We start from the raw sequence: 21,821 nt of genomic DNA, 5'->3' as shown, positions 1-21,821 counted from the left end.
TTTTTAGGGATTATTTAGGATAACTAAGCACAAAGCGAGCGCCATTTAACGGGCTGGATTCGGCCCAGTATTGCCCACCATGCCAAGTCTGAATACGGGCAACAATTGCTAGCCCCAATCCGGCACCGCCTTTGTCGCGAGAACGAGAGCCATCAGGTCGATAGAAAGGGTCAAAAATCTTTTCGTAATCATCGGGTGAGATACCAGGACCATCGTCGTCAACAATGACATAAACGTTTTGTTCATCTTGTTGTAAATGAATTTGCACCTGCGTTGTAGCGTATTTCATGGCATTGACCATGACATTTTGGATGGCTCGTTCAATAAAATAACCATCGCCCATGAGCGTAATATCACCACCAAAAAGCATGAAAATAGGCGGGCTTTGTCGACTTTTTTCAAGTTTAGTGATGAGTTTTTCGCATAACCCATGAAGTGATATTTCTGCCATTGAGAGAGAGGGACCATCGCTATCAAGCGTGGCATAATCAAGCATTTCCTGAACAAGATTTTCGAGTTCATTGAGATCGTTTTGCATTCCGTTGGCGTCGATCTCTGAATTATCGTCCACCATAGCCAGTGCAAACTTTAACCTAGAAAGTGGCGTTCTGAATTCATGGGCTACTGCGCCACTTAATTCTTTTTGTGACTGCAATAGGGAATGAACCTTATCACTTAGCTGTGCCAACGCATTGGCAATAATGTGTAAGCTAGATCGAGGACTCAACTCAAGCTTAGGCAGTGTACCGTCTGAATTGAGTGTTTTGACGTTAGATTCCAGCGTTTGAATATCTCGCCAAAGCGGCCAAGTCCAAAAGGCTAGGGCAAGTCCTAAGGTGACAAAAAATATTGCGCTATAAAGCCACAGAGGGCCTTCTTTGGGCTTATTGGCATAAGCTATTTGGTATAAGCCACCCTCATCATTAGGAATGTAAATTTCGGGCTGCTGATTGTCGTTGTAGAGGATCAGGTAGCCATCATTTTCAAATTGGGATTTAACCTGTTCAGGAAATACGATTTGCCTTTCTGGAAATAACGACACTTGGATGCCTGATTGTTTGGCTATGGCGTAAATTTCTTCTGTGGATATATGGCTTAATGTTAGTGCTAATGCTTTTAGGGAAGGTTCCTGCATTTCCTTGTGTTTAGGCAGTAAAATATGTTCCCACAGTGCAGTTAACCCAACCATTGAGATGACAACAAAAAGATATAAACTTGCAAAGAGTTTTAGCATTCTGTTGTATCACTCAGGTTGGTCCTGATTGGTTGCAAGAGGCACTCAGTCCCAAGCATCAGCAACGAAAAAGAAGCCTTTACCCCAAATGGTTTTAATCCGATAAGGGCATTTAGCATCGTCATTGAGCTTTTTGCGTAGCCGGGATATTCGGACATCTGCGGAGCGGTCTAAACCGTCATATTCTCGCCCAATAATCTCGCGGTACAAGGTTTCTCTGCTGACTACTGAGGACGCGTTTTGGGCTAGTAACCAAAGCATATCGAACTCATGACTCGTTAGATTTATCTGATCTCCATATAAACTAACATTTCGAGTATTACGATTAAGTTGTAACTTGCCAAATACCATTAAATCAGCACTTTGATTTGAAGGTGTAGGAATGGGGTTTACCCGTCTTAATAAGGCTTTAATTCGAGCAAGTAGTACGCGAGGCTCAACGGGCTTGGCAATGTAATCATCAGCGCCCATTTCCAGTCCTAACACTTGGCTTATGTCATCATTTTTTGCCGTAAGGAAAATAATGGGACCAGCGTATATATTGCGTAGCTCCTGACAAAGTTTAAACCCATCTTTTCCCGGTAGCATAATGTCCAGAATAATGATGTCAGGCAGTGCTCTACTAACCTCATCAATGAGCTCTGAACCATCGGGCAAAACCTTAATTTGCATCTCTTGTTTCGTGAGATAATCAGCAATGAGCTTGCTGAGTCTTGTGTCATCTTCTACGAGTAAAATCGAACTCATTTAAAACATACTCCAAGGTGAACGAACGCGGCGGCGTTTGTTAGGAAGTAATGACTTTATTTCTATGTTTTTAGTGACGAATATTTCTTCGTTATAACGTAGAGAAAGCGACCCTGTTTGTGAAATTTCTAATGGCCAACTGAACTTTTGGGGAAGTGCTGACCAGCATTGCAGTTGAATATCATCCCAATATAAGCAAGCTTCTTTATTAAATCCCTCATACATTGTTATTTCAAAATTAAGGCGACAAGAATCACCCGGCTTGCGAACAACACATGCCGAGGGATTGACGTCCCAATTGAAAACTTGTGCATTAGCTTTCAATTGCAATCCAGCTAGAAGGAAGAGAACAATTAACGCTCTTCCAAACCAAGTTTTACTAAAAGCGATATGAAACTCCAGCAAACGCAGAAACGATATTATTTCTTCTTACTAACGGGCTGCGTCGCATTCCCCTGTGAAGTTGTTGGTAGCTTGCAATGACTAACCAACTCCATTCCGAATTTATTGGCTTGGAGGCAACAACTTTAACGCCCGGTTGCCACCCGGATTTCCCTGAATAAAACTGAAAAGGAAACACGCCGTCTCGCGCATCCAATCCATAATAGTAATTTGTTAATTCACTGCTCTTCCAAGCCAAGGATAAGGTCGGGTTAATGTGCCACTGTCCCCAGTTAAATCCAAATTTATAGCCTACTTCAGCATGTTTCCCTGAATAGGTGCTACTTAGGTCATTATATAAGGCAAACGTCCACTCGGCATCATCATGATAAACATGTAAACGAACGCCAGCATCGTACGCCCAATCACGCTTTGCTACCTGTTCTATTGAAATATAGTCCGACGACAGGGTTAATTCTTCTTCGGGAGGCTGTACTAATCGAGCCCCGCCTCCGATGAGGCCCATAAAATCACCCGAGCCATCCTCAACAACCGATTCGGAAGAGTCGAGTGTTGCAGCAAGAAAGTTATCGACGTTCCAAACACTAAACAATGTGCGTTCACTGTTAACCTTGATGAAGGTTTCAATAGACCAAGTATCATTGTTATACCACTGATAGCCTACTTCTGTATTGTCCCAATAAAATTGTTTACCGTAGTATGCGAGATCAGGCAAGACAACCAAAGGAAAGTTATCGCCATCAACAAGTGGGCTTAGCCTGACCCCAGCGCCTAAAGCGACAGCTAAATGCCATGAATCTGTTGTAACACAAGATGTTGCATCTTCACACTGTCGAGCGCCAGCATTAGCTGTTAGGCAGCAAAACGTCCCCAATACGAAAGATAGGGCCCGTAAAGTTGACATATTAGTTTGCAAAAGAGTTGGCACTTAAATAGATAACCTGTAGAGAAGTTAATCTTCATTGAAAGAGTTATGCAGCCACAAGATTACCAAATAAGCGCGATCGCAACAGCTAAAGATTACAAAAGATCACAAAAGTAAACAGTTTGGATCGGTTTTTCCACGTTAATCACTTCAAGATAATTTTAGGCAAAGTTGCGATCTAAACAGTCGTCAGACAACTGATCTAGATCAAGCCTTATGGGAAGCGAAGGTAATACTATGCCTCCCATATTGATAAGACACGTTTGAAATCTCATCTGGATTCATTTGCACAAGGATGTGTATTTTTTCAACTCCCTTGGTACTCCATGTACACATCTGCTCGTTGGTAATGCGAGTTATCTAATTTGGGTTTGTGTACAAACCCCATTGATTCATATAAATGAAGCGCTGGTTTGAGGCGACTGTTTGATTCTAAAAACAATAAATCACCTTCGGTTTCTTTAAATGCCGAAATCACGGCTTGTAACAGCTTTCTGCCGATCTTAAGACCTTGGTATTTTTCGGAAACGGCCATTTTTGTTAGCTCATAAGCGACAAGTGGTTTTTCTTTTTCTTGAACAAAATTTTCATAATCAGATTTAACGAGCGCGCAGGTGCCTACAATTTCATTGTTGTACTTTGCAAAGAGAATTTGGCCTCCATTATTAATAATGTATTTTTTAGGCTTCGATAAAACCTGGTCGTCAATTTTTTCGACGTAAAAGTACTTTTCTAGCCACTCGACATTAAGCCGCTTGAATTCGGATGCATACTCTTTGCTAAAGGGGACAATCTCAACTTGTTCGGCACTTTGCAGTTGTGATAATTGAATAATTTCGTCGAAAAGAGAATGTGCGTTTTGGCATTGCTCCATGTTTAATATTGCGTTTAGAAGGTTGTCTTGGGCCTTTGCAATACGAGCATCTAAGCATATTTTTATATGTTCCCAAATTGGCTTCAACTCATTTGATAAAGCCTTTCCACTAGTGGTAAGTCCTAACACACGTCGTCTTTCATCTCGTGGGTCTGTTTTATTTTCGACATAGCCTAACGCTAAGAGCTTTTGGCTCATTTGGCTAATGGCTGGATGCGTAAGCCCCATGCTTTCTGCTATTTGTGTTACTCCGCAATCGCCTTCGTCGTGAAGCAGAAAGATAACACCAGTCCAGCGGGATTTTAGGTTGATTTGGTTGGCGGCATAAATTTTATCGACTTCATCAAAAATAGTATCGCTTAAACGCTTTAATCGAGTGCTCAAGAAAAGCGCACCCATTTCTTCAATTGTTTTCATTTATTTCAACCTGCGTGTTTAACCATCAAACTATGAAATAATATACGTAACTACTTACATAAATTTCAAGTTAAATTTATCGAGTATGCGCAATAAGGCGTTTGCCATGACAAGCGGGAAACTGAAAATAGGGAAAGAAAAATTAAAAAAACGCAGCAAGACCTAGGCTTTCACTGCGTTTGGTGAGATGTGTAATGAAACTCTGATGCGCCAAAAGCTAGGCTTTCAGCGCCTTAATTGAGTTACATTAGGCCAGTTTGTCTGTCGCAATATGATAGCGAGGATCTTCTTCTACATTAATTTCAACAAACTCTTGTGCTTTGGTCAGCAGGTTACGGCATTCTGGGCTGATATGACGAATGTGCAGTTTTTTGTCTAACTTGCGATATTTTTCCGCTAGATTATCGATAGCATCAACGCCTGATGAATCCCAAATGCGAGACTCTTTGAAGTCGATAACTACATGCTCAGGGTCATCTGGTGGTGTAAATAAATCTTTGAAATGCAGTACCGATCCGAAGAATACCGGACCATCAATTTCATACACTTTCCAGCCATCCTCGTCGATATGGGCCTTGGATACGATATGAGTAGCGTGTTTCCAAGCAAAAACGAGGGCAGACATAATCACACCGACAACAACGGCAATGGCTAAATCGAAGATAACGGTAATGATGGTAACAGCAAATAGCACGATGGCATCTTCTTTGTTAACTCCTCGAACAATACGGAAGCTTGCCCATTCGAATGTGCCAATAACGACCATAAACATCACGCCGACGAGCGCAGCGAGAGGAATCATTTCAATAAGTGGAGCAGCAAACAAAATGAAGGCAAGCAGCACCAATGCAGCGGAAATGCCCGACAAGCGTCCACGTCCTCCCGAACTGATATTAATCATGCTTTGCCCAATCATGGCGCAGCCGCCCATGCCACCAAAAAATCCGTTCACGGTATTGGCAACACCTTGACCTACACATTCTCGGTTGCCTTGACCTCGAGTGTCGGTTAAATCATCGATCAAAGACATCGTTAGCAGGGATTCAATTAGCCCGACAAGCATTAGGATAATGGATGTTGGTAGGATGATAATCAGCGTATCCCAGTTAAATGGGACGACCGGAATTGCAAAGGAGGGGAGTTCTCCCGCTAACGTTACCGTGGCTTTTTGTTCGGCAGGAACCATATCTCTAACGAAGTCGATAACAGTGCGAGCTTCTAAATCAAGCCCATGCACAATGGCGGTAACGGTAACAATAGCAACAAGTGATGCGGGCACGGCTTTGGTGAGTTTGGGTAAAAAGTAAATGATTCCCATGGTGAGCGCAGTTAGACCAAGCATGATGTAAAGCAAGGGACCCTGCATCCAAACGTGCTCGCCAATGTCGTTCACGATTTTGAATTGACCGAGTTGCGCTAGGAAAATGACGATAGCTAAGCCATTGACGAACCCCAACATCACAGGGTAGGGAACTAAACGGATAAACTTCCCTAGTTTGAAAATACCGGCCAATATTTGCAGGATGCCAGCTAGTACAACCGCAGCAAATAGGTATTGCACGCCATGTTGTGCTACCAGTGCGACCATCACAACTGCCATAGCACCGGTTGCACCTGAAATCATCCCAGGACGCCCACCAATGGCCGATGTAATTAATCCCATCATGAATGCAGCATATAAACCGATCATGGGTTCAACACCTGCAACAAAAGCGAAAGCAACGGCTTCAGGTACAAGCGCTAATGCAACGGTAATACCTGAGAGCAAGTCGTTTTTGACGTTGCTGTCGCGACTTGTGATCAGACTAAACATTTAGTTTCCTCAACTTCAGAACAATGAGAGTGCAAGCAATAAACAAAAAGAGCGGTGTTTAGCCGCTCTTTTTTACTTGTATGATTCAATTTTGCCTCACAAATATTTCCTGTCAGGCAAAGTGGCGCCGATTTTATCAGCTAACGTGATAAAAATCCGTTAACTTATTGTTAATTATTCGATCCTGTAGGGTGCTCAACTTCCCCTTCATAAACTGGTTTGCAGTTTTTCTTCGGTTTAACTAAGCCTTTAAATAAACCGGAAATTGGCCCTGTAACAGTGTTAAACAAGGTATCTCTCACTGTGCCGCTGGGGTCGTCGAAATCGCCTTTGAAGACTTGTTGAATATCAACGCAGCCTTTTTCATCCAATAATGAAAACGTGAAGTCGTTGAATTTGTTGGAGACTAAATCCAATCCACCGGACAATGCCATGCGATATTTATCCGTAGCGATAGCCGTTTTTTGCAGGTCAAACACGCCGTGGTCGATTTGTGTGCTGAACTGCAATTGGGAAATGCTCGTTTCGCCTTTGAGCCCTTTTGTTCCTGAACCAAGGTCATAAATTTGCGATGCTAGTATGCCAACGGGGCCTGTTAATAAGAAGCTGCCAATATCGGTCATGTCGGCTTCCTGTGTGGCCTTTAGGGCCTTAACCATTTGATTCACATCAATGCCGATAAGTTTGCCCTGATTGAAATCTAGATTAAATTCACCGGTTAAGTTTTGAAGCAATGCATCTGTATTGTCGGCCAGTAAAAAATCATCGATTTGACCTGAAAAATTCACAGAGCCGGCGGGTTTCACCGGTAAATCTTCAAAGAAGGCCGAAAACTCGTCCAAATTGAGTTGGCTATCATCCAGCGTTAAGCTCAACAAAGGGGTGTTTAAAGGGTCTTGAATGGTGCCATTTAGGGTAATAAGACTCTTCTCAGTTTTTGCTTGGAGATCTTCAAGTACGATGGTTTTGCCATTTCCTTCTAAAGCTAGCTTCAGTATTCCTGTGAAGTAGGTGGCAATTTGGGTGCGACCTGTTGATATATTCAAGGAAACAGGCTGCATTTGTTCGGGAGTCAGTACTAGACTATTTTCAACAATACCAATGTTTTCCACACTAATATTTAAGTTGTTAACTGAAAATAGTTTTTGCTCTGAAATATCCTGAAGGTTTGCGTTTTGAACTTTTACGGATTTCACCAGCAATAATTCAATCGGTAATGGCTCACTTTCTTGCGTTGGCATGGCATCTGAGGCGGCGGGTTCCGTGGGAATTTGCGTAAGTGCTAGTGCATTAAAGCTTAGATTTGGTTTATCAAGGATGATTTCATCAACGATAACCTGCTTGGAAAACAGCGGATTAACTTGCGTTTTGATGGTGAGACTAGCAATGTTGCCTGAAACCAGTTCACCGCTTAGCTGAATATTCTCGACCACTAAGTCGCCCGGCGACATCAGCGAGTGTTGAATATTGCCAAAGGTCACGTCGACATGAGGAACCGTTTCCAACTGCTGTTCAATGTCACTTTTAAACCAGTTGGGATTCCAAAAGGCGACAACAAGACCAATTATCAGTAATGGAATTGCTAGAATAAAAAAGACGATGTTGCGTTTAGACAAGTTGCTCTCCTGAATAACCAAATTAACGCGAGAAAGTGGCGTATTAATATCACAATCTTGTGAATGAGTTTATTTATTTTAGCAACAGAACATGACAATAGGCAGTGACCAAAAAAGGTTACAAAATTGAAATATCGATCACATTCCGATTTCAGTAGAATTTAAGCGGATATTCGAACAAAACAGGCAAGAGGTCGCCATGCAAATAAAAGTTGATACTCATTCTCATACTGTAGCAAGCACTCATGCTTATAGCACTGTTCATGATTATTTTGAGCAAGCAAAGAAAAAGGGATTGGAATTATTTTCCATCACTGATCACGCACCAGAAATGCCGGATTCTCCGCACCCTTGGCATTTTGGCAATATGCAGGTTTTGCCTCGAATAGTAGACGGTGTTGGGATGTTACGTGGTATTGAAGGCAATATCCTTCCGATGGATGGGGGGCTTGATGTTAATGAGCGCATGGCGTCTTTTCTCGATTTCGTTATTGCGAGTTTTCATGAGCCTGTTTTTGAACCTACAGATGAGAAAACGCATACTCGAGCACTGATCAATACCATTGAAACGGGTCGATGCCAGATAGTTGGGCATCCGGGCAATCCAAATTATCCTTTGAATTATCAAGAGGTTATTCGTGCAGCGAAAGATAATAATGTGCTGATTGAAATTAACAACAGCTCATTTTCGCATTCACGCGTTGGCAGTGAAGAAAACTGCTTACGAATTCTAGAGCTTGTTGATCAGCTTGATTGGAAAGTGGTTTTTTCTAGTGACGCTCATGTTGCCTACAGTGTTGGCAGCGTGGAAAATTGTGTCGACAAGGCGCAGAAGTCTGGGTTTCCATTTGAGCGAGTGGTTAATCGTGATGCACAAACCTTTTTACGCTTCCTCGCCGAACATGGTCGTGAGTTGGAATCTGAATTCACGCCAATTCTGGCTCGCCAATCTTAATTTAGTCAGCGCTTTTCTAAGCGCTGTACTTTCGTAGTATGTCATTGCATTAGCATCCATCCAATAATGCTAGTCTCGCGTTATTGCCTTAATCAAACACAATAACCCCTTGAATTAGCAAAATAAGGAAAAATGGATGAAGTTTTTAGTGCTGCTTTGGTCGGTGATCATCACCTCGGGGATGCTTGGTTTTTCGTCATCTGCATCTGCGGAGGCTAAAGAAAGCTTAATCGTAGAGAAAAAAATATTTGAACTCGAGACGTTTCAGACCTTTGCAGGTAAAACCATTAAACAAATTAAGCTCGGTTGGGAAAGCTACGGGGAGCTTAACGCTGATAAATCTAACGCCATCCTTATTACCCATTACTTCACAGGAAATTCCCATGCAGCAGGAAAATACAACGAAAGTGACACAACTGCGGGTTATTGGGACCATTTAATTGGCCCAGGAAAAGCGATTGATACTAATCAATATTTCGTGCTGAGTATGGACACATTAGCCAACGTAGCGATCAATGATCCTCATGTCATTACAACGGGGCCTGCCACGATCAACCCCGATACGGGTAAGCCTTATGGATTGAGCTTTCCGGTTGTGACCATTCGTGATTTTGTTAATTTACAAAAAGCGCTTATTGAACAACTTGGTATCAAAAAACTCCACGCCGTTGTTGGCCCTTCGATGGGGTCTATGCAAGCGATAGACTGGGCTGCGGCTTATCCTAATATGGTAGAAAGGATGGTGTCGGTTATTGGGACAGGCCATTTAGATGCATGGACTACCATTGGATTACATCAATGGGCGGTGCCTATTAAGCTCGACCCAAATTGGAATGCGGGTGATTACTATGGAAAACAAGCCCCTGTTGAAGGCTTAGTCGCTTCACTTAAACTGATTACACAAAATGCACTACACCCTGATTTTATTAATGAAACTAATGCTAGCTATTCGCCATTAGAAGACGCTCCATTAAATGACATTTTGGCGCAACATAGTGCGGTTAAGTGGATAGATCAACGTGCACGAAGCCGGGCATCCTTGATGGATGCAAATCATATTTTGTATTTGGTGCGGGCGTGTCAGTTATTCGTAGCGGGTCACGATGATAATTTAGAAAAGGGGTTGTCGAAGATAAAAGCGAAGACATTGTTTTTGCCGTCGGCAGGTGATTTATTGCTAATGCCTCGCTTAGCAAAAACCTCTTACGACGTGCTCAAGGCGCAAGGGAAAGACACTCAATATGCTGAATTAAAAGGGAAATATGGGCATTTAGATGGGTTTTTTGCGGTTTCACCACATGCTGAAACAATAAGAGAATTTTTGGCTAAGTAAAACGAGCTAAACTAACCGAACCGAAGCCTTCCCATAATAGTAGGGCTTCGGTTTATATGGGCGTTAGATTTGATAATCTTCCGTAATTTGGAAGTAATCTTTCGGCTCAGTGAGGAGTTCCAACCATTTGGTTTCGGAAATTGGGTGACTAAGTAAAAAGCCCTGAAAGTAATGACAGCCTCTATCCATTAAGTAAGTGAGTTGTCCTTCCTTCTCAATACCTTCTGCAACCGTCCGAATCTTCAGTGCTTTTGCCATTTCAATGATGGTGTTGACGATTGAAACGTCATCCGTGGCATCTTTAATTTCATCAACGAAATAACGATCAATTTTCAACTCATCAATGGGGAGTTCTTTCAAATAAATAAGACTAGAATATCCCGTCCCAAAGTCGTCAATTGAGAAGCTAAATCCATGGTCGGCAAGATAACTCATCTGTTCTTTAACCCTATCAACATCTTTTACTAGGGTGCTTTCGGTAATTTCGAGAATAAGGTTTTCTGCTTTAACATCCCATTCCACTAGACTTTGCATTAATTGCTGGCAGAAGTTCGGTTGCATGACTTGCTTGCCACTAATATTGATGGCGATTTTTGAGTCATTATTTCGAGATTTTAATTCGGCGAGCAGTCGGCAAGCTTGGTTAATTACCCAATTACCTAAAGAAACAATATCGCCATTTTTTTCGGCGAGCGGAATGAATTCCGCTGGTGGCATATGCCCAAGTTCCTCAGATTCCCAACGAATGAGTACCTCTGAGCACACAATATTGCCGCTTCGTGAATACTGAGGCTGAAGTTCAACATAAAACTCGTTGCGTTCCATGCCTTTCAATATTGAATGGCTAATTAGTGTTCTGCGCTCAAAGAGGGCCTTTTCTTTGCTACTTAAGCTAAAGCAACTGTTTTGCCCAAGGGCTTTGGCTCTGTGCTCAGAAAACTCTAATAAACGAATCAGTTTGTAATGATCGATTTCGGATGCCTGAATGTTCAGCGCACCTATCGACATCGTCAAATTTTGTGGATTACCTTTTAACGAGAGCTGAGAAGATACGGTTCCTTGAATGGAGTTTTCAAGCAGTTTGATTTCGCGTTCTACTGAACGGTCTCCGGGTGAAATCGGAGCGCGATACAGTAAAAAGAATGAATCAGCGACGTTTTTATACAACCGAAATGAGCGGGTCAGTACGCTTTGAATTCGGCGAGCGATTTTCTTAAGAACAAAATCCCCCGTTGTTTTTCCGTAGGTCAGGTTTATTTGGGCAAATCGGTCAATATTGAGCAGGCTACAATAAATGTTGCCATGTGCCAATTTGGCGCGAGAAAGTACATCGAGTACATCTCTTTCGAAGGAAATACGGTTCGGGAGTTGAGTCAGACTATCGAAATAGGCCAATTCATAAATTTGGTCCTTTGCCTTTTTACGTTCAGAAATATCCCGAATAATACCAATAAAGATTTTTTCGTTGCCTTGCTCAACTTCTGAAATCGAAATTTCCATTGGAAATTCTTGGCCGCCTTTGCGCTTTGCAGGCAATTCTTGGGGTTTGCCAAGAATGATATTATCGCCTTGTTCCAAGTAATTTTGCATGAAACCTTTGTGCAAAGAAGCATAAGGCTCTGACATTAAAGATGACACTTTATGCCCAACTAAGTCAGAAATATCACAATCAAACAGCCTTTCTGCGGTTTTATTTGCCGACATGATAGTGCCGTATTGGTCTGTGGTGATAATTGCGTCGTGTAGGCTATCTATAATGCTTTCTAGGTAACGGGCGTGAGAATGTTCGAATGAGTCTGCGAAATGCGACAAAGGGGACTGATCATGTTGAGTGTTAGGATCGAGATTAAATAGTCGACTAATTTCGTCATTCCAGCGTGTGAGATCGACCCCGCTTTCGTTTGAGTCGTCGGATTGCTCCAGCTGCGACATGTTTAACAGCAGGTCTGAAATCTGGCTAGAAAGTTTGTAGAGCATCGAGATGACTCGGCTGGTTGCTGAAAGCTTGTCTTTAAACAACACAGAAATAGAGCCTACCGACTCCCCTTTCGCATCACGAATAGGAACACCAATAAAGGCTGAAATATGGTTTTCTTTTAAGAATTGATCATCTGGGTGTAATTCTGTTGCGGCATTACTGATGACGCAATTTCGATTTTCAACAATTTCTTGAGAAGGCGTATTTTCGGTAACGAAACTGATGTTGTCGGTAATATTGCCTTGATGCATTAACAAGATGGTGTGTGCAATTGTTGCCCCATCTTTATCTGCTGGTTTTTTGAATCTGGCAATATAAGAAATATCGGCTTTTAGCGATTGGTGCAATTTACTCATTAAAGAATTGAGCAAATTTGTATTGCCTTGTAATTGATCAATTTTAGTTTGCTTAGTCGTATCAGTTGTTACCACAACATAACTCCACAGTCTCACAACGCGTTTTTAATGGCCTTGGCTAAAAAAATGAGAAGCCGATTTACCGACGCCCGGTTGCCGATACTAACATGAAAATTCTATGAATAAAGGTGGTAAATAATAATTAATTATAAATTTACCATATTGATTTGGCAGTGGTTTATAGAAGTGTATTGTTTTTCTTAGATTTATGTATAGAACCTGTCATATTAACTGATTTAGTGAATATTAATTCTCGTCAGGTAAACTTTATGAAGCCTTAAATTTAGGGGCATGAAGTTAGGAGGCTGAGGGACAACGCCGGTTGCGGAAAGCGATAAATTGACCTTTGTGACGGTTATTTTTCTTATCGTTTCCTTGTGACTGATTGAAGTGAATCGATTTCTTTACAGTTTTGTTACAGATTTCAGTTATTAGTTTTAATAATTGGTTATTTATTTGTCGCTTTGGCTATGTTTTTGTGTTTTTTTGGTGCTTTGCAATAAGGTCTTCCATTGCTCAATTGGCATCGGCTTGTTTAAGTAAAAGCCTTGAAAGTAGTTGCATCCATGTCGTTTTAGATAGGTTAACTGTGCCTGTGTCTCGATGCCTTCGGCGACAGTTTCAACGCCCAGTGCTTTGGCCATTTCAATAATGGTGTTAACAATAGGAATTTCGACATTTTCGTCATTGATTTCCTCAACGAAATAACGGTCGATTTTTAATTCGTTAATGGGAAGCTCTTTTAAGTAGCGAAGGCTGGAATAACCCGTGCCAAAGTCGTCGATGGAAAAGCTGAGTCCTTTTTCTGACAGTTCGAGCATTTGCTTGCGGACAAGATCGATATTTTTAACTAACGTGCTTTCGGTAATTTCCAACATAATTCGTGCAGGATTAACGTTCCATTGCTGTATTCGTTCGAGAAGCAAGGTGCCAAAATCCGGTTGCACTATTTGCTTGGCGCTAATATTAATAGCAATACGCACATCAATATTGTCATTTTGTAAGTCAGCGGCAAGTTTACACACTTCGTTAATAACCCAGTCTCCTATGATCAAAATATCACCATTTTCTTCTGCGAGACTAATAAATTCGTCGGGACTGATGAAACCTAATGCTTCGGAATTCCAGCGGATAAGTGCTTCTGACGCCTTTGGCTGCAAATCCACTGAATATTGGGGTTGCAGCATAATGGAAAATTCACCTTTTTCTAATGCGGGCAGCATGGAATAACGAATTAGAGTTTGTCTTTCATGTTGTTGCCGCGTTTGCTTATCCAGCATAATGCATTGGTTTAAACCAATCGATTTAGCTTGGTTGGATGAAAACTCTAAAAGTTGGATAAGCTTCTCGTTATCGACCTCTGCGGCTGGAATTCTCAATGAACCAATAGAGAGTGTCATAGCTTGGTGATGGGTATCAATTTCAACATCTTTCCACGCTAAACTGCTGACTTTCTTCTCTAGCCTCTTTATGCGGCGATTTATACTTTCATCTAGTGGTGATAGCGGCGTTTGATACAAAAGAAAGAAAGAGTCTGCCATGTTTCGATACAGGCGAAAGTTCATTGGAACCGTTTCTTGGATTTTCTCCGAGACTTTTTTGATAACACTGTCCCCCACACTCTGACCATAAATCAGGTTGATTTCCGAGAAGCAATCAATGTCCAGAAGCGCGCAGTAAATATCGAGTCCTGTGAGTTTGGCTTTTTTCAGAATGCCGGTAACGTCATTTTCAAAAGACCGTCTGTTTGGAAGTTGGGTTAGCGAATCATAGTAAGCTAAATTATAAATTCGGCTGATTGCTGCCTTTTTTTCGCTAATATCGCGAATGATACCAATGAAGATACGTTTGTTTTGAATATTGATTTCAGTAAGCGATAGTTCCATCGGGAACTCTTCACCGGTCAGCTTGCGAGCGGGTAATTCTCTGCCAACACCAATGATTTTTGCGTTACCCGTTGTGAGATAGTTACTAATGTACTTTGCATGTAATTTGGCGTGTGCCTTAGGCATTAATACTGTGACATTTTTATCGATAAGATCATCTGTTTTGCATTTGAAAATTCTTTCAGTGGTTTTGTTGGCAGAAATAATAACGCCAGTTTCATCCACAGTGATGACAGCATCGTTCAAATTATTAATGACTTTTTCTAAATACTGTGACGTATTTCGTTCTTGAAGTAAGAGTTGTCGCTCTTTTGTGATGTCCTCTATGGCACCATACACATGGGAGATTTTTCCGTTTTTGCGAACCACTTTTCCGGTCGTTCTTACCCATTTGAAATTGCCACTAGCATCGTTGAACTCTACGTCAACTTCGTAGTTTTTGCCTTCTTGTAGGGCATTGTTAAAACACTGCTCAATGATGGCCTTGGATGCAGGCGTGTAAAACTCAATCGCTTTTTTGGGGGTGATTGGGGTATCTATTTCTAAACCGTATATGTGGTAGGTTTCCTCAGTCCAGTGGAGCGTATTATGGACAACATCGTAAAACCAGCCTCCCGTGTTCGACATACGGCTAATTTCAGCTAGTAAATCCTGACACTCAGGATGCACACTTGGCGAAAGCGTTGACATTTATTTGTTCTCTTTGGTGCTTGAATGTTTAGATAATTCTAAAAATGAGTAAAAATACAACCTAAAGTTGATTTTAAAGACAATAGAAGCACTACTTTACATAAGAAACTTATTAAATAAGTCTATCAATACTTTGCTTATTGAACCACTGGCTTTGTGCTAAGCAACGTAACGAGCAACAAAGACTTCTGAGTTATCAGACGTACACTTGCTTCTTAATGTAAGAGTGTAAAGCAAGGTATTTAAATTAACCACAATATACGTAGAATAATAGACATTAATCTTTTCTTAAATAGTCCTATTAGGTATGTAAAGCATTAACCTTTTTATAATTTGGGATAACTAATGATGTCTTGAAAAGTGGTGGTTTCTGTTAGTGCTTGATAACCGTGGACTTGATCGCTGTAAAAACGAATCGTTTCTCCTTGTAGTAGTGTATGCCATGTATCATCGAAATACACATTGAGTTTCCCTGCGGTTACGAGAATATGTTCCAACACTCCCGGCGCATGAGGGGAGGACATTTGCTGGTGATATTCCCGTAATGTAATTTCAAATACCTCGAATCCAACGTCCTCCCGAAACGGAAAAAGAGTCGACACCTTCATTTTAGGATCATCTGGAAAGGTTTTTTCACTGGTGAGTAGATTTGGGTTGTCGGCAAAAAAAGCAGAAAAAGAGGTATTGAGTCCACTGGCAATTCTCCACAAAGTAGAAATCGTTGGGCTGGATTCTTGTCTTTCAATTTGACCTAACATGGCTTTTGATACACCCGTTAATTTTGCCGCGGCATCTAAACTTAGCTCTTGGCTCTGACGCAATTGTTTTAAGTGATTAGCGATTTGTGATTTAAAAAGTGTGTCTGACATAGTGTTGGTTCTCTTGTGCGTTATAGCGCACGATGATAATCTTGAGTTTGTGCGCTATGACGCACAGAACGAAATACTATCATTCAATTATGCGGAGTTAAATGATGCAAGGTCGACTGAATTTAAGTCATATCACAGCCGGATTTACTGCTGTTCTGGTGGGCTACACGAGCGCTGTGGTGATCATTATTCAGGTAGCGACTAACGCTGGCGCAACGCCTGAACAAATTGAAAGCTGGTTGTTAGCCCTAGGTGTGGCAATGGGGAGCACATCCATCCTATTTTCTTGGTTTTACAAAACACCAATTCTTATCGCATGGTCGACACCGGGAGCGGCAATGCTGGTTGCAGCCGTTGAACAATATTCACTTTCAACGGCAATTGGGGCATTTATTATGACAGGAGCACTCATTGCGTTAACAGGGCTAATAACCCCCTTGAGCCGCGCCTTAGAACGCATTCCTTCACAACTGGGAACGGCAATGTTAGGCGCAGTTCTAGTGCCATTTTGCATGAATGCTTTTGTGCCAGCGCAAGAGCAACTCTGGATATTCCTAGCCATGTTTATCAGTTTTCTAGTAGCGAAGTTTGTGATCCCACGCTTTGCTATGCTGGTTTTGCTTATCGTTGGTGTACTCGGAGCTTATATAAATGGTGAAATTGCCACGAATGCGATCAATCTTTCTGTTGCGATGCCAGTTTGGATGTCGCCAAAATTTGACTTGCTGGCGTTAATAAATCTTACGCTTCCGTTGTATGTCATTACTATGTTATCCCAGAATTTGCCGGGCATAACCATGATTAAAACGCATGGCTATCAGCCGCCAGTGAAGTCGGTATTAGTTGGGACGGGGGTAGCTAACATGCTATTTGCGCCTTTTGGCGGTTATAGTTTGAATTTGGCGGCAATTACCGCTGCTATCTGTATGAACGATGCCGTTGATGGTGATAGAAGCAAGCGTTATCGGGCGGCGATATGGGCTGGTGTGTTTTATCTCATTGCAGGTTTGTTTGCGACAACGGTGGTTGCCTTATTTTTAGCGTTGCCGAAATACGTATCGCAGATTTTGGCGGGATTAGCCTTGCTCGGAACATTGTTGATGTGTCTACAGACGGCATTTAAAACCCCCAAGTATCAAGAACCCGCTTTGTTTACGTTTTTGATTACGTTATCTGGCGTGTCGATTTTCGGAGTTAGCGCCACGCTGCTTGGTCTGCTTGTTGGTTTGGTTTATCTGCGCTTTGTAAAAGTTTAGCAGCCGCAGGAGCGCGGCTGTCGCATCGGTCATTAAAGCACTGCTTCTAGTGTACCTGTTAGCATGACCAATTTTAGTTCTTGGCGTAACGTTGACACTTTTGCTTCGATTGCTGAGAGCCTCGCCCGACCTGCGGCAATTTCCCGAGAGTTGAGTAAGAATTGGTCTGAATCACCGGCATCAAAGCGGATTTTTTCTTGCTCAGCTAAACGTTTCGCTAAGGTCGACTGCTCTTCAAACATTTGGCTGAGTTGTTTTAATGTAGACAACTGTTGCAAGTTCATTCGAATATCGACCGTAAGGCGTTCAAAAAGTGCTTGTTTCTGGTATTCAATTTCCTGCACTTTGGCTTTGGCTGCGGTACGTTCGGCCGAGGCTTTACGCCTTTCTAATGGCATGGAAAAATTGAGCCCTAAGTAAGACTCGGTGCCGTCCAAAGATTGGCTGCCTGAGCCAAAATCTCTTGCGACTTTCACTTCCAAATCCAACTTAGGCAGGTAAGCGTTTTCAGCGAGTCGTGCTTTGTTTTCCGCCAATTGTAGCTCAGCTTTAAGATCTTGAATTGCTGGATGTGATTCCACCCACGCTTCAATGTTGAGTTGTGATAAATGTTTTTCGAATAACGGCCAGCCTATATCGTTTGGCACTTTCCATTGGGATGTCATAGCAGAGGCGTTCACGGCGCCTGACGACGTTGGTTGACGCCAGAAATAGCTTAAATTGAGTTGGGCGGCAACTAGCTTTTGTTGTGCCTCGTTTAAGGCAATTTGCCTTGATAGCAAAGTCGTTTCGAACTCACTTAAACTAATCGAAGCTTTATCGCCATTTCTCACGCTACTTTCAATTCCTTTGCGACGGGCTTTTGCTAACTGCACAAGCTCGGACAATGTGTTCACTTGCGCAGCCGTTTCGTACCAATCTAAATAGGCATCAATGCCATCGTAAATAAGCTTATTGCGTTTCAACCGTTCTTCATTTAAGCCCTGCGCCAGAATAGCTTTAGCGTTGGATAAACCAAGGCGCCGCTTGTCGGTATCTCGGTTTTGCAGTAAAGAAAGTTTTAAGCCAATACTGCTTTCTCCAGCAGTTTGCGTATTCAATTCATTCTCGTAAATGGGGAAGTCACCATTACCATAGCGATAGCGCCCAATTAACTCTGCGTTGGCAAAAGCGAGAGGTTTGACTACCGACTGAGACAAGTATTTGCCATGATAATAACCTGAAGTACGAATATAAGATTCCTGCTCCAGTCTCAAATCAAACTCACCTTGTGCTCGTTGTTCTGCCGTTTGCGCTTGTTTCCGTTTAGCAATAGCGGCTTGAATACTTGGGTGATGTTCGCGAATCGATTCCACTAATTCTGGGATGGTTAAAGCATAACCTTGAATCGTGACAAGAAAACACAGCCCCAGAACGAGCAGGAGCTTTAACGATAAACGCATATTCAGTTCCTTACTTTTGTTGTTCCGCATTCACCGGCGGGAAGTTGTTTAACTGTCGCCATAGTTCATAACCTAGCGTGACTTCTTCTAGCAATATCCAGCCTCGAACCCGGCTACCGAGTCGTGCGTATTTCTGTTCCGGCCAAGGATGTTCCTCAGCATCTTCTTTTACCCAAACTCTGAAACGGCCTTGTTCATCGGCGATTGGCTCAACAAATTCGACTTCGCCGGAAAAGGTACCAATTGCTGTGGAAGGCCAACCACTGAATTGAAACACTGGCCAACCGTCGAATTGCAGTCGCACCTTTCTACCTTCTTTAACCAAAGGTGCATCTAAGCCATTAACGGTGAGTACCACTGAGCGCTGCACCTCTTCAGGTATAAAAGAGGCTAATACATCACCAGCTTTAACACGGGTTGAATTACCCGCAGATAATAAACGTACAATAATGCCGCTTTGCGGTGCTGTTTTGGTTTGAATGGATTGACGCGCTTTCGATACTTTAACTTTGTTCAAATCGGCGGTGGTTTTCGCGGCCTTAGCTCGCAAATCGTCTAGTTTAAGTTGTACCTGCTCCACATCGCGCTTGGAAACTAATCCTTCTTTTAACAGTTCTCGGCGACGTACTAAGTCTTGCTCGGTTGTACGAATAGCCGAAAGGTTTGCCTTTTGTTGCTGTTCAATGGCGTTTAGTTGTGCATCAAGTCGGGCAATGAGTTCCTGATCCGCATCAATCAAGGTAACGATAGGATCCCCCGCTTTTACGGTATCTCCTTCTTTTACATGCCATTGCTGAATCTGGCCTTCTACTAGCGCTGAAATGGCTTGGATACGATCTTGTGGGCTTAGTGAGCTAACCGAACCTGTGCCGTAAGCGGTTTGTATCCAAGGAGTAAAGCGCAAAAACACCAAAGTCACGACGATAAAAAGCAGGAGCAGTCGGGTAACAATACGATCAGTTCTGGGCACTTGAATGTTGTTAAGTGACGTAATCGTTTCCAAATAACGTTTTGCCGCATTATTCATTGTGACCTCCTTGGCTCAATTGATTCGACACCGTTTTTACTCCTTCTGGGTCGATGCACCAATTCATTACACCATCGAAGTAGTCCGCTTTAGGGTGATTCGTGAAATACAGAATACTGAAGGGTTGCGACTCCAAAATCGACAAAATATGCTTCAGTAACGTGGTTGGAATGTTGTCGAAATGTTGGTTTAAAACTACTACTTTCGGTTTCGATAAAATGGCAGCAGCCAACTTCAACAGAAGCAATTCGGCGGGTTGTAATGGCGCACCCAAAGCCGACATTTTGGTATCTAACCCCTCAGGTAAACAGTGAATAACATGTTGCAAACAGACAAGCTCAATAACGTCATGCATTTGTGTAATTGAAGCCTCGGGAGCAGCCATACGAAGGTACTCCTTAATGCTGCATTCCACAATTAGGGAGCGATCGATGGAAACAATTGCTTGTCTGAGTTTATAAAGGTCGTAATCAGATAGTGCGTGTTTTCCTAAACGTAACATGCCTTGTTGTGGGTTTGAGTATTGTTTTAGTACCTTAATAAACCCTCGTTGTATCCAGCTTTGGTCTGTGACCACAAACTTTTTTACACGGGCATCAAGATTAAAGTTGATTTCAAAAGTGTGGTTCAAGTGGGTCAACAGCAAGTTTTGGCAGTTTAGAGAGGAGCTTTCAGGGATAGAAACTCGGTCATCTTGTAGGTTTTCCTGTGGGATTTTTAATGCATGACCAATTTTGTCGGCGGCTCCATACATTTCGTAGTAAAGCTTTAAGTAGTTGGTGAATTGAGAAATCCCAAAAAACACAGCCGACATAATAAGCTCAGCGGCTACGAGTTGACCAATAGAAAGCTGCCCTTGCACCACAAGCCAACCACCTAAACCAAGTAAAGTTGCACTGGCTAATGCATACAGAAGTAAGTACATCACCACTTGAGAAAAGGTGAGTTTGAAATGACGTTCATGGTTATGGATGTAATGGCTAATTAATGCCTCGGTTTTCGCTCCTGCATAGTCTAAATGACGGCTGGATTTGAAAAATTCATGTGCCGATGAAATATCGTCCAACCATTTTGCCGTTGAGTATTTGGCATGGGAAAGGTCAATTGCCGTGCGTTTAGCTCGGTTGCCCCACACTTTCCAAACACTGTACATCATCAGCACAATCATCACATTTAAGGCGAACAACATTGGGTGATAAAACGATACCAATGTAAATCCCACAAGCATTTGTAACACCAAAGCGAAGCCATCTACCATCAGTGTTGGTAAGTTCTTTTGAAGCGTAAAGATGTCGAAATAACGTTGCGTGATGGTCGTATTACGCCGACTATCGAAGAAAGAGTGTGGCGCGAGAATGGTTTTCAAACTTAGCTCTGAAGTAAGGCGAGCGTACACTCGGCGCTCATAATATTCCATTACCCGAGTACGAAGCGCGCTAAGTGAAATAGAAATAAGAAGTGTGGAAAACAACACAACAGCAAGGATGATGACTGCCCGAGGTGAGCCAATATTAGCAATAGTATTGATGAGTGTTTGCACGGCGATAGGCACTGCGAGCGTTAAAAGGCCAATGGCAAGCCCGTATACGACGGCGGCGTTAATATACCCAGCTTCAGGTCGAATCAAGTCGACCAACATTTTATGCACTTGTTTCAAATTAACAGTTTCACCTGACACGGTTTGGTCTCCAAGTTAGATTGCGGGGCAAACTTTACTCAAGATAACAGTAAACTTATATCTGATTTATTGTGTCTTTAGCTTCGAAAATATCTGATTGTTATGACGTGTGTTGTGGCGATTAAAAATGACGCTCATGCGGACTCCGTTGCATTTTTCTATCGTTAAAGTGGTTATTTTCACCTAATAAACGAAAATTGAATAACTTTAAATTTCAATTACTAAATGTCGCCATTTGCATATTGGTAGTATTTTTTATCTTT

Annotated in this window: 16 protein-coding genes; 3 read left to right on the top strand and 13 right to left on the bottom strand. The window is 42.2% G+C overall.

Annotation, left to right across the window (positions count from 1 at the left end):
- Window positions 1–10: 10 nt before the first annotated feature.
- From HJG39_RS04615 to HJG39_RS04585, 7 genes are all read right to left on the bottom strand, one after another.
- Window positions 11–1,234: an ATP-binding protein gene (locus HJG39_RS04615; protein ID WP_268407333.1), complete on the bottom strand. Its 1,224-nt coding sequence runs from the start codon at window positions 1,232–1,234 to the stop codon at window positions 11–13.
- Window positions 1,235–1,279: 45 nt separating this feature from the next.
- Window positions 1,280–1,981, bottom strand: coding sequence for a response regulator (locus HJG39_RS04610; RefSeq protein WP_268407330.1), 702 nt, complete (start codon window positions 1,979–1,981; stop codon window positions 1,280–1,282).
- Entirely contained in the window at window positions 1,982–2,305 is a 324-nt protein-coding gene (locus HJG39_RS04605; RefSeq protein ID WP_268407328.1) for a DUF3019 domain-containing protein, read from the bottom strand. It lies immediately after the preceding gene.
- A 55-nt stretch (window positions 2,306–2,360) separates the two neighbouring features.
- Window positions 2,361–3,287 (bottom strand): MipA/OmpV family protein, encoded by a 927-nt coding sequence (locus tag HJG39_RS04600; protein ID WP_268407326.1) that lies wholly within the window; start codon window positions 3,285–3,287, stop codon window positions 2,361–2,363.
- A gap of 328 nt (window positions 3,288–3,615) precedes the next feature.
- Window positions 3,616–4,599 (bottom strand): bifunctional helix-turn-helix transcriptional regulator/GNAT family N-acetyltransferase, encoded by a 984-nt coding sequence (locus HJG39_RS04595; RefSeq protein WP_268407325.1) that lies wholly within the window; start codon window positions 4,597–4,599, stop codon window positions 3,616–3,618.
- 247 nt (window positions 4,600–4,846) lie between these two features.
- Window positions 4,847–6,412: a SulP family inorganic anion transporter gene (locus HJG39_RS04590; RefSeq protein ID WP_268407324.1), complete on the bottom strand. Its 1,566-nt coding sequence runs from the start codon at window positions 6,410–6,412 to the stop codon at window positions 4,847–4,849.
- Between the two features lie 170 nt (window positions 6,413–6,582).
- A complete protein-coding gene (locus tag HJG39_RS04585) occupies window positions 6,583–8,028 on the bottom strand; it encodes an AsmA-like C-terminal region-containing protein (protein ID WP_268407322.1) in 1,446 nt (481 codons plus the stop codon).
- Window positions 8,029–8,227: 199 nt separating this feature from the next.
- Here HJG39_RS04585 and HJG39_RS04580 point away from each other — a divergent pair, with 199 nt between their 5' ends.
- Window positions 8,228–8,983, top strand: a complete 756-nt coding sequence (locus tag HJG39_RS04580; RefSeq protein WP_268407320.1) for a phosphatase — start codon at window positions 8,228–8,230, stop codon at window positions 8,981–8,983.
- Window positions 8,984–9,119: 136 nt separating this feature from the next.
- Entirely contained in the window at window positions 9,120–10,316 is a 1,197-nt protein-coding gene (locus HJG39_RS04575) for an E22 family MetX-like putative esterase (RefSeq protein WP_442780995.1), read from the top strand.
- Window positions 10,317–10,379: 63 nt separating this feature from the next.
- On the opposite strand, the gene HJG39_RS04570 is transcribed toward HJG39_RS04575, so the two are convergent.
- The 3 genes from HJG39_RS04570 to HJG39_RS04560 all read right to left on the bottom strand — a co-directional run bounded on the left by HJG39_RS04570 (window position 10,380) and on the right by HJG39_RS04560 (window position 16,155).
- Window positions 10,380–12,725 carry a GGDEF domain-containing phosphodiesterase gene (locus HJG39_RS04570; RefSeq protein ID WP_268407319.1) on the bottom strand — a complete coding sequence of 782 codons (2,346 nt, stop codon included), beginning with the start codon at window positions 12,723–12,725 and terminating at the stop codon, window positions 10,380–10,382.
- A gap of 437 nt (window positions 12,726–13,162) precedes the next feature.
- Window positions 13,163–15,286 (bottom strand): sensor domain-containing protein, encoded by a 2,124-nt coding sequence (locus HJG39_RS04565; protein WP_268407317.1) that lies wholly within the window; start codon window positions 15,284–15,286, stop codon window positions 13,163–13,165.
- 326 nt (window positions 15,287–15,612) lie between these two features.
- On the bottom strand, window positions 15,613–16,155 hold the full coding sequence (locus HJG39_RS04560; RefSeq protein ID WP_268407316.1) for a helix-turn-helix domain-containing protein: 543 nt from the start codon (window positions 16,153–16,155) through the stop codon (window positions 15,613–15,615).
- 101 nt (window positions 16,156–16,256) lie between these two features.
- Here HJG39_RS04560 and HJG39_RS04555 point away from each other — a divergent pair, with 101 nt between their 5' ends.
- A complete protein-coding gene (locus HJG39_RS04555; RefSeq protein WP_268407315.1) occupies window positions 16,257–17,411 on the top strand; it encodes a benzoate/H(+) symporter BenE family transporter in 1,155 nt (384 codons plus the stop codon).
- A 32-nt stretch (window positions 17,412–17,443) separates the two neighbouring features.
- On the opposite strand, the gene HJG39_RS04550 is transcribed toward HJG39_RS04555, so the two are convergent.
- The 3 genes from HJG39_RS04550 to HJG39_RS04540 are packed head-to-tail and all read right to left on the bottom strand — an operon-like array spanning window position 17,444 to window position 21,558.
- Window positions 17,444–18,853: a TolC family protein gene (locus tag HJG39_RS04550; protein ID WP_268407314.1), complete on the bottom strand. Its 1,410-nt coding sequence runs from the start codon at window positions 18,851–18,853 to the stop codon at window positions 17,444–17,446.
- Window positions 18,854–18,863: 10 nt separating this feature from the next.
- Window positions 18,864–19,880: an efflux RND transporter periplasmic adaptor subunit gene (locus HJG39_RS04545; protein WP_268407313.1), complete on the bottom strand. Its 1,017-nt coding sequence runs from the start codon at window positions 19,878–19,880 to the stop codon at window positions 18,864–18,866.
- Complete coding sequence (locus HJG39_RS04540) at window positions 19,873–21,558, bottom strand: ABC transporter transmembrane domain-containing protein (protein ID WP_268407312.1); 1,686 nt, start codon at window positions 21,556–21,558, stop codon at window positions 19,873–19,875. Before HJG39_RS04540 ends, HJG39_RS04545 begins: the two co-directional genes overlap by 8 nt.
- Between the last annotated feature and the right edge of the window lie 263 nt (window positions 21,559–21,821).

The sequence above is a fragment of the Alteromonas sp. a30 genome, from assembly GCF_026788005.1.
GTDB lineage: Bacteria > Pseudomonadota > Gammaproteobacteria > Enterobacterales > Alteromonadaceae > Paraneptunicella.
This window is presented reverse-complemented; position numbering and strand designations above follow the sequence as displayed.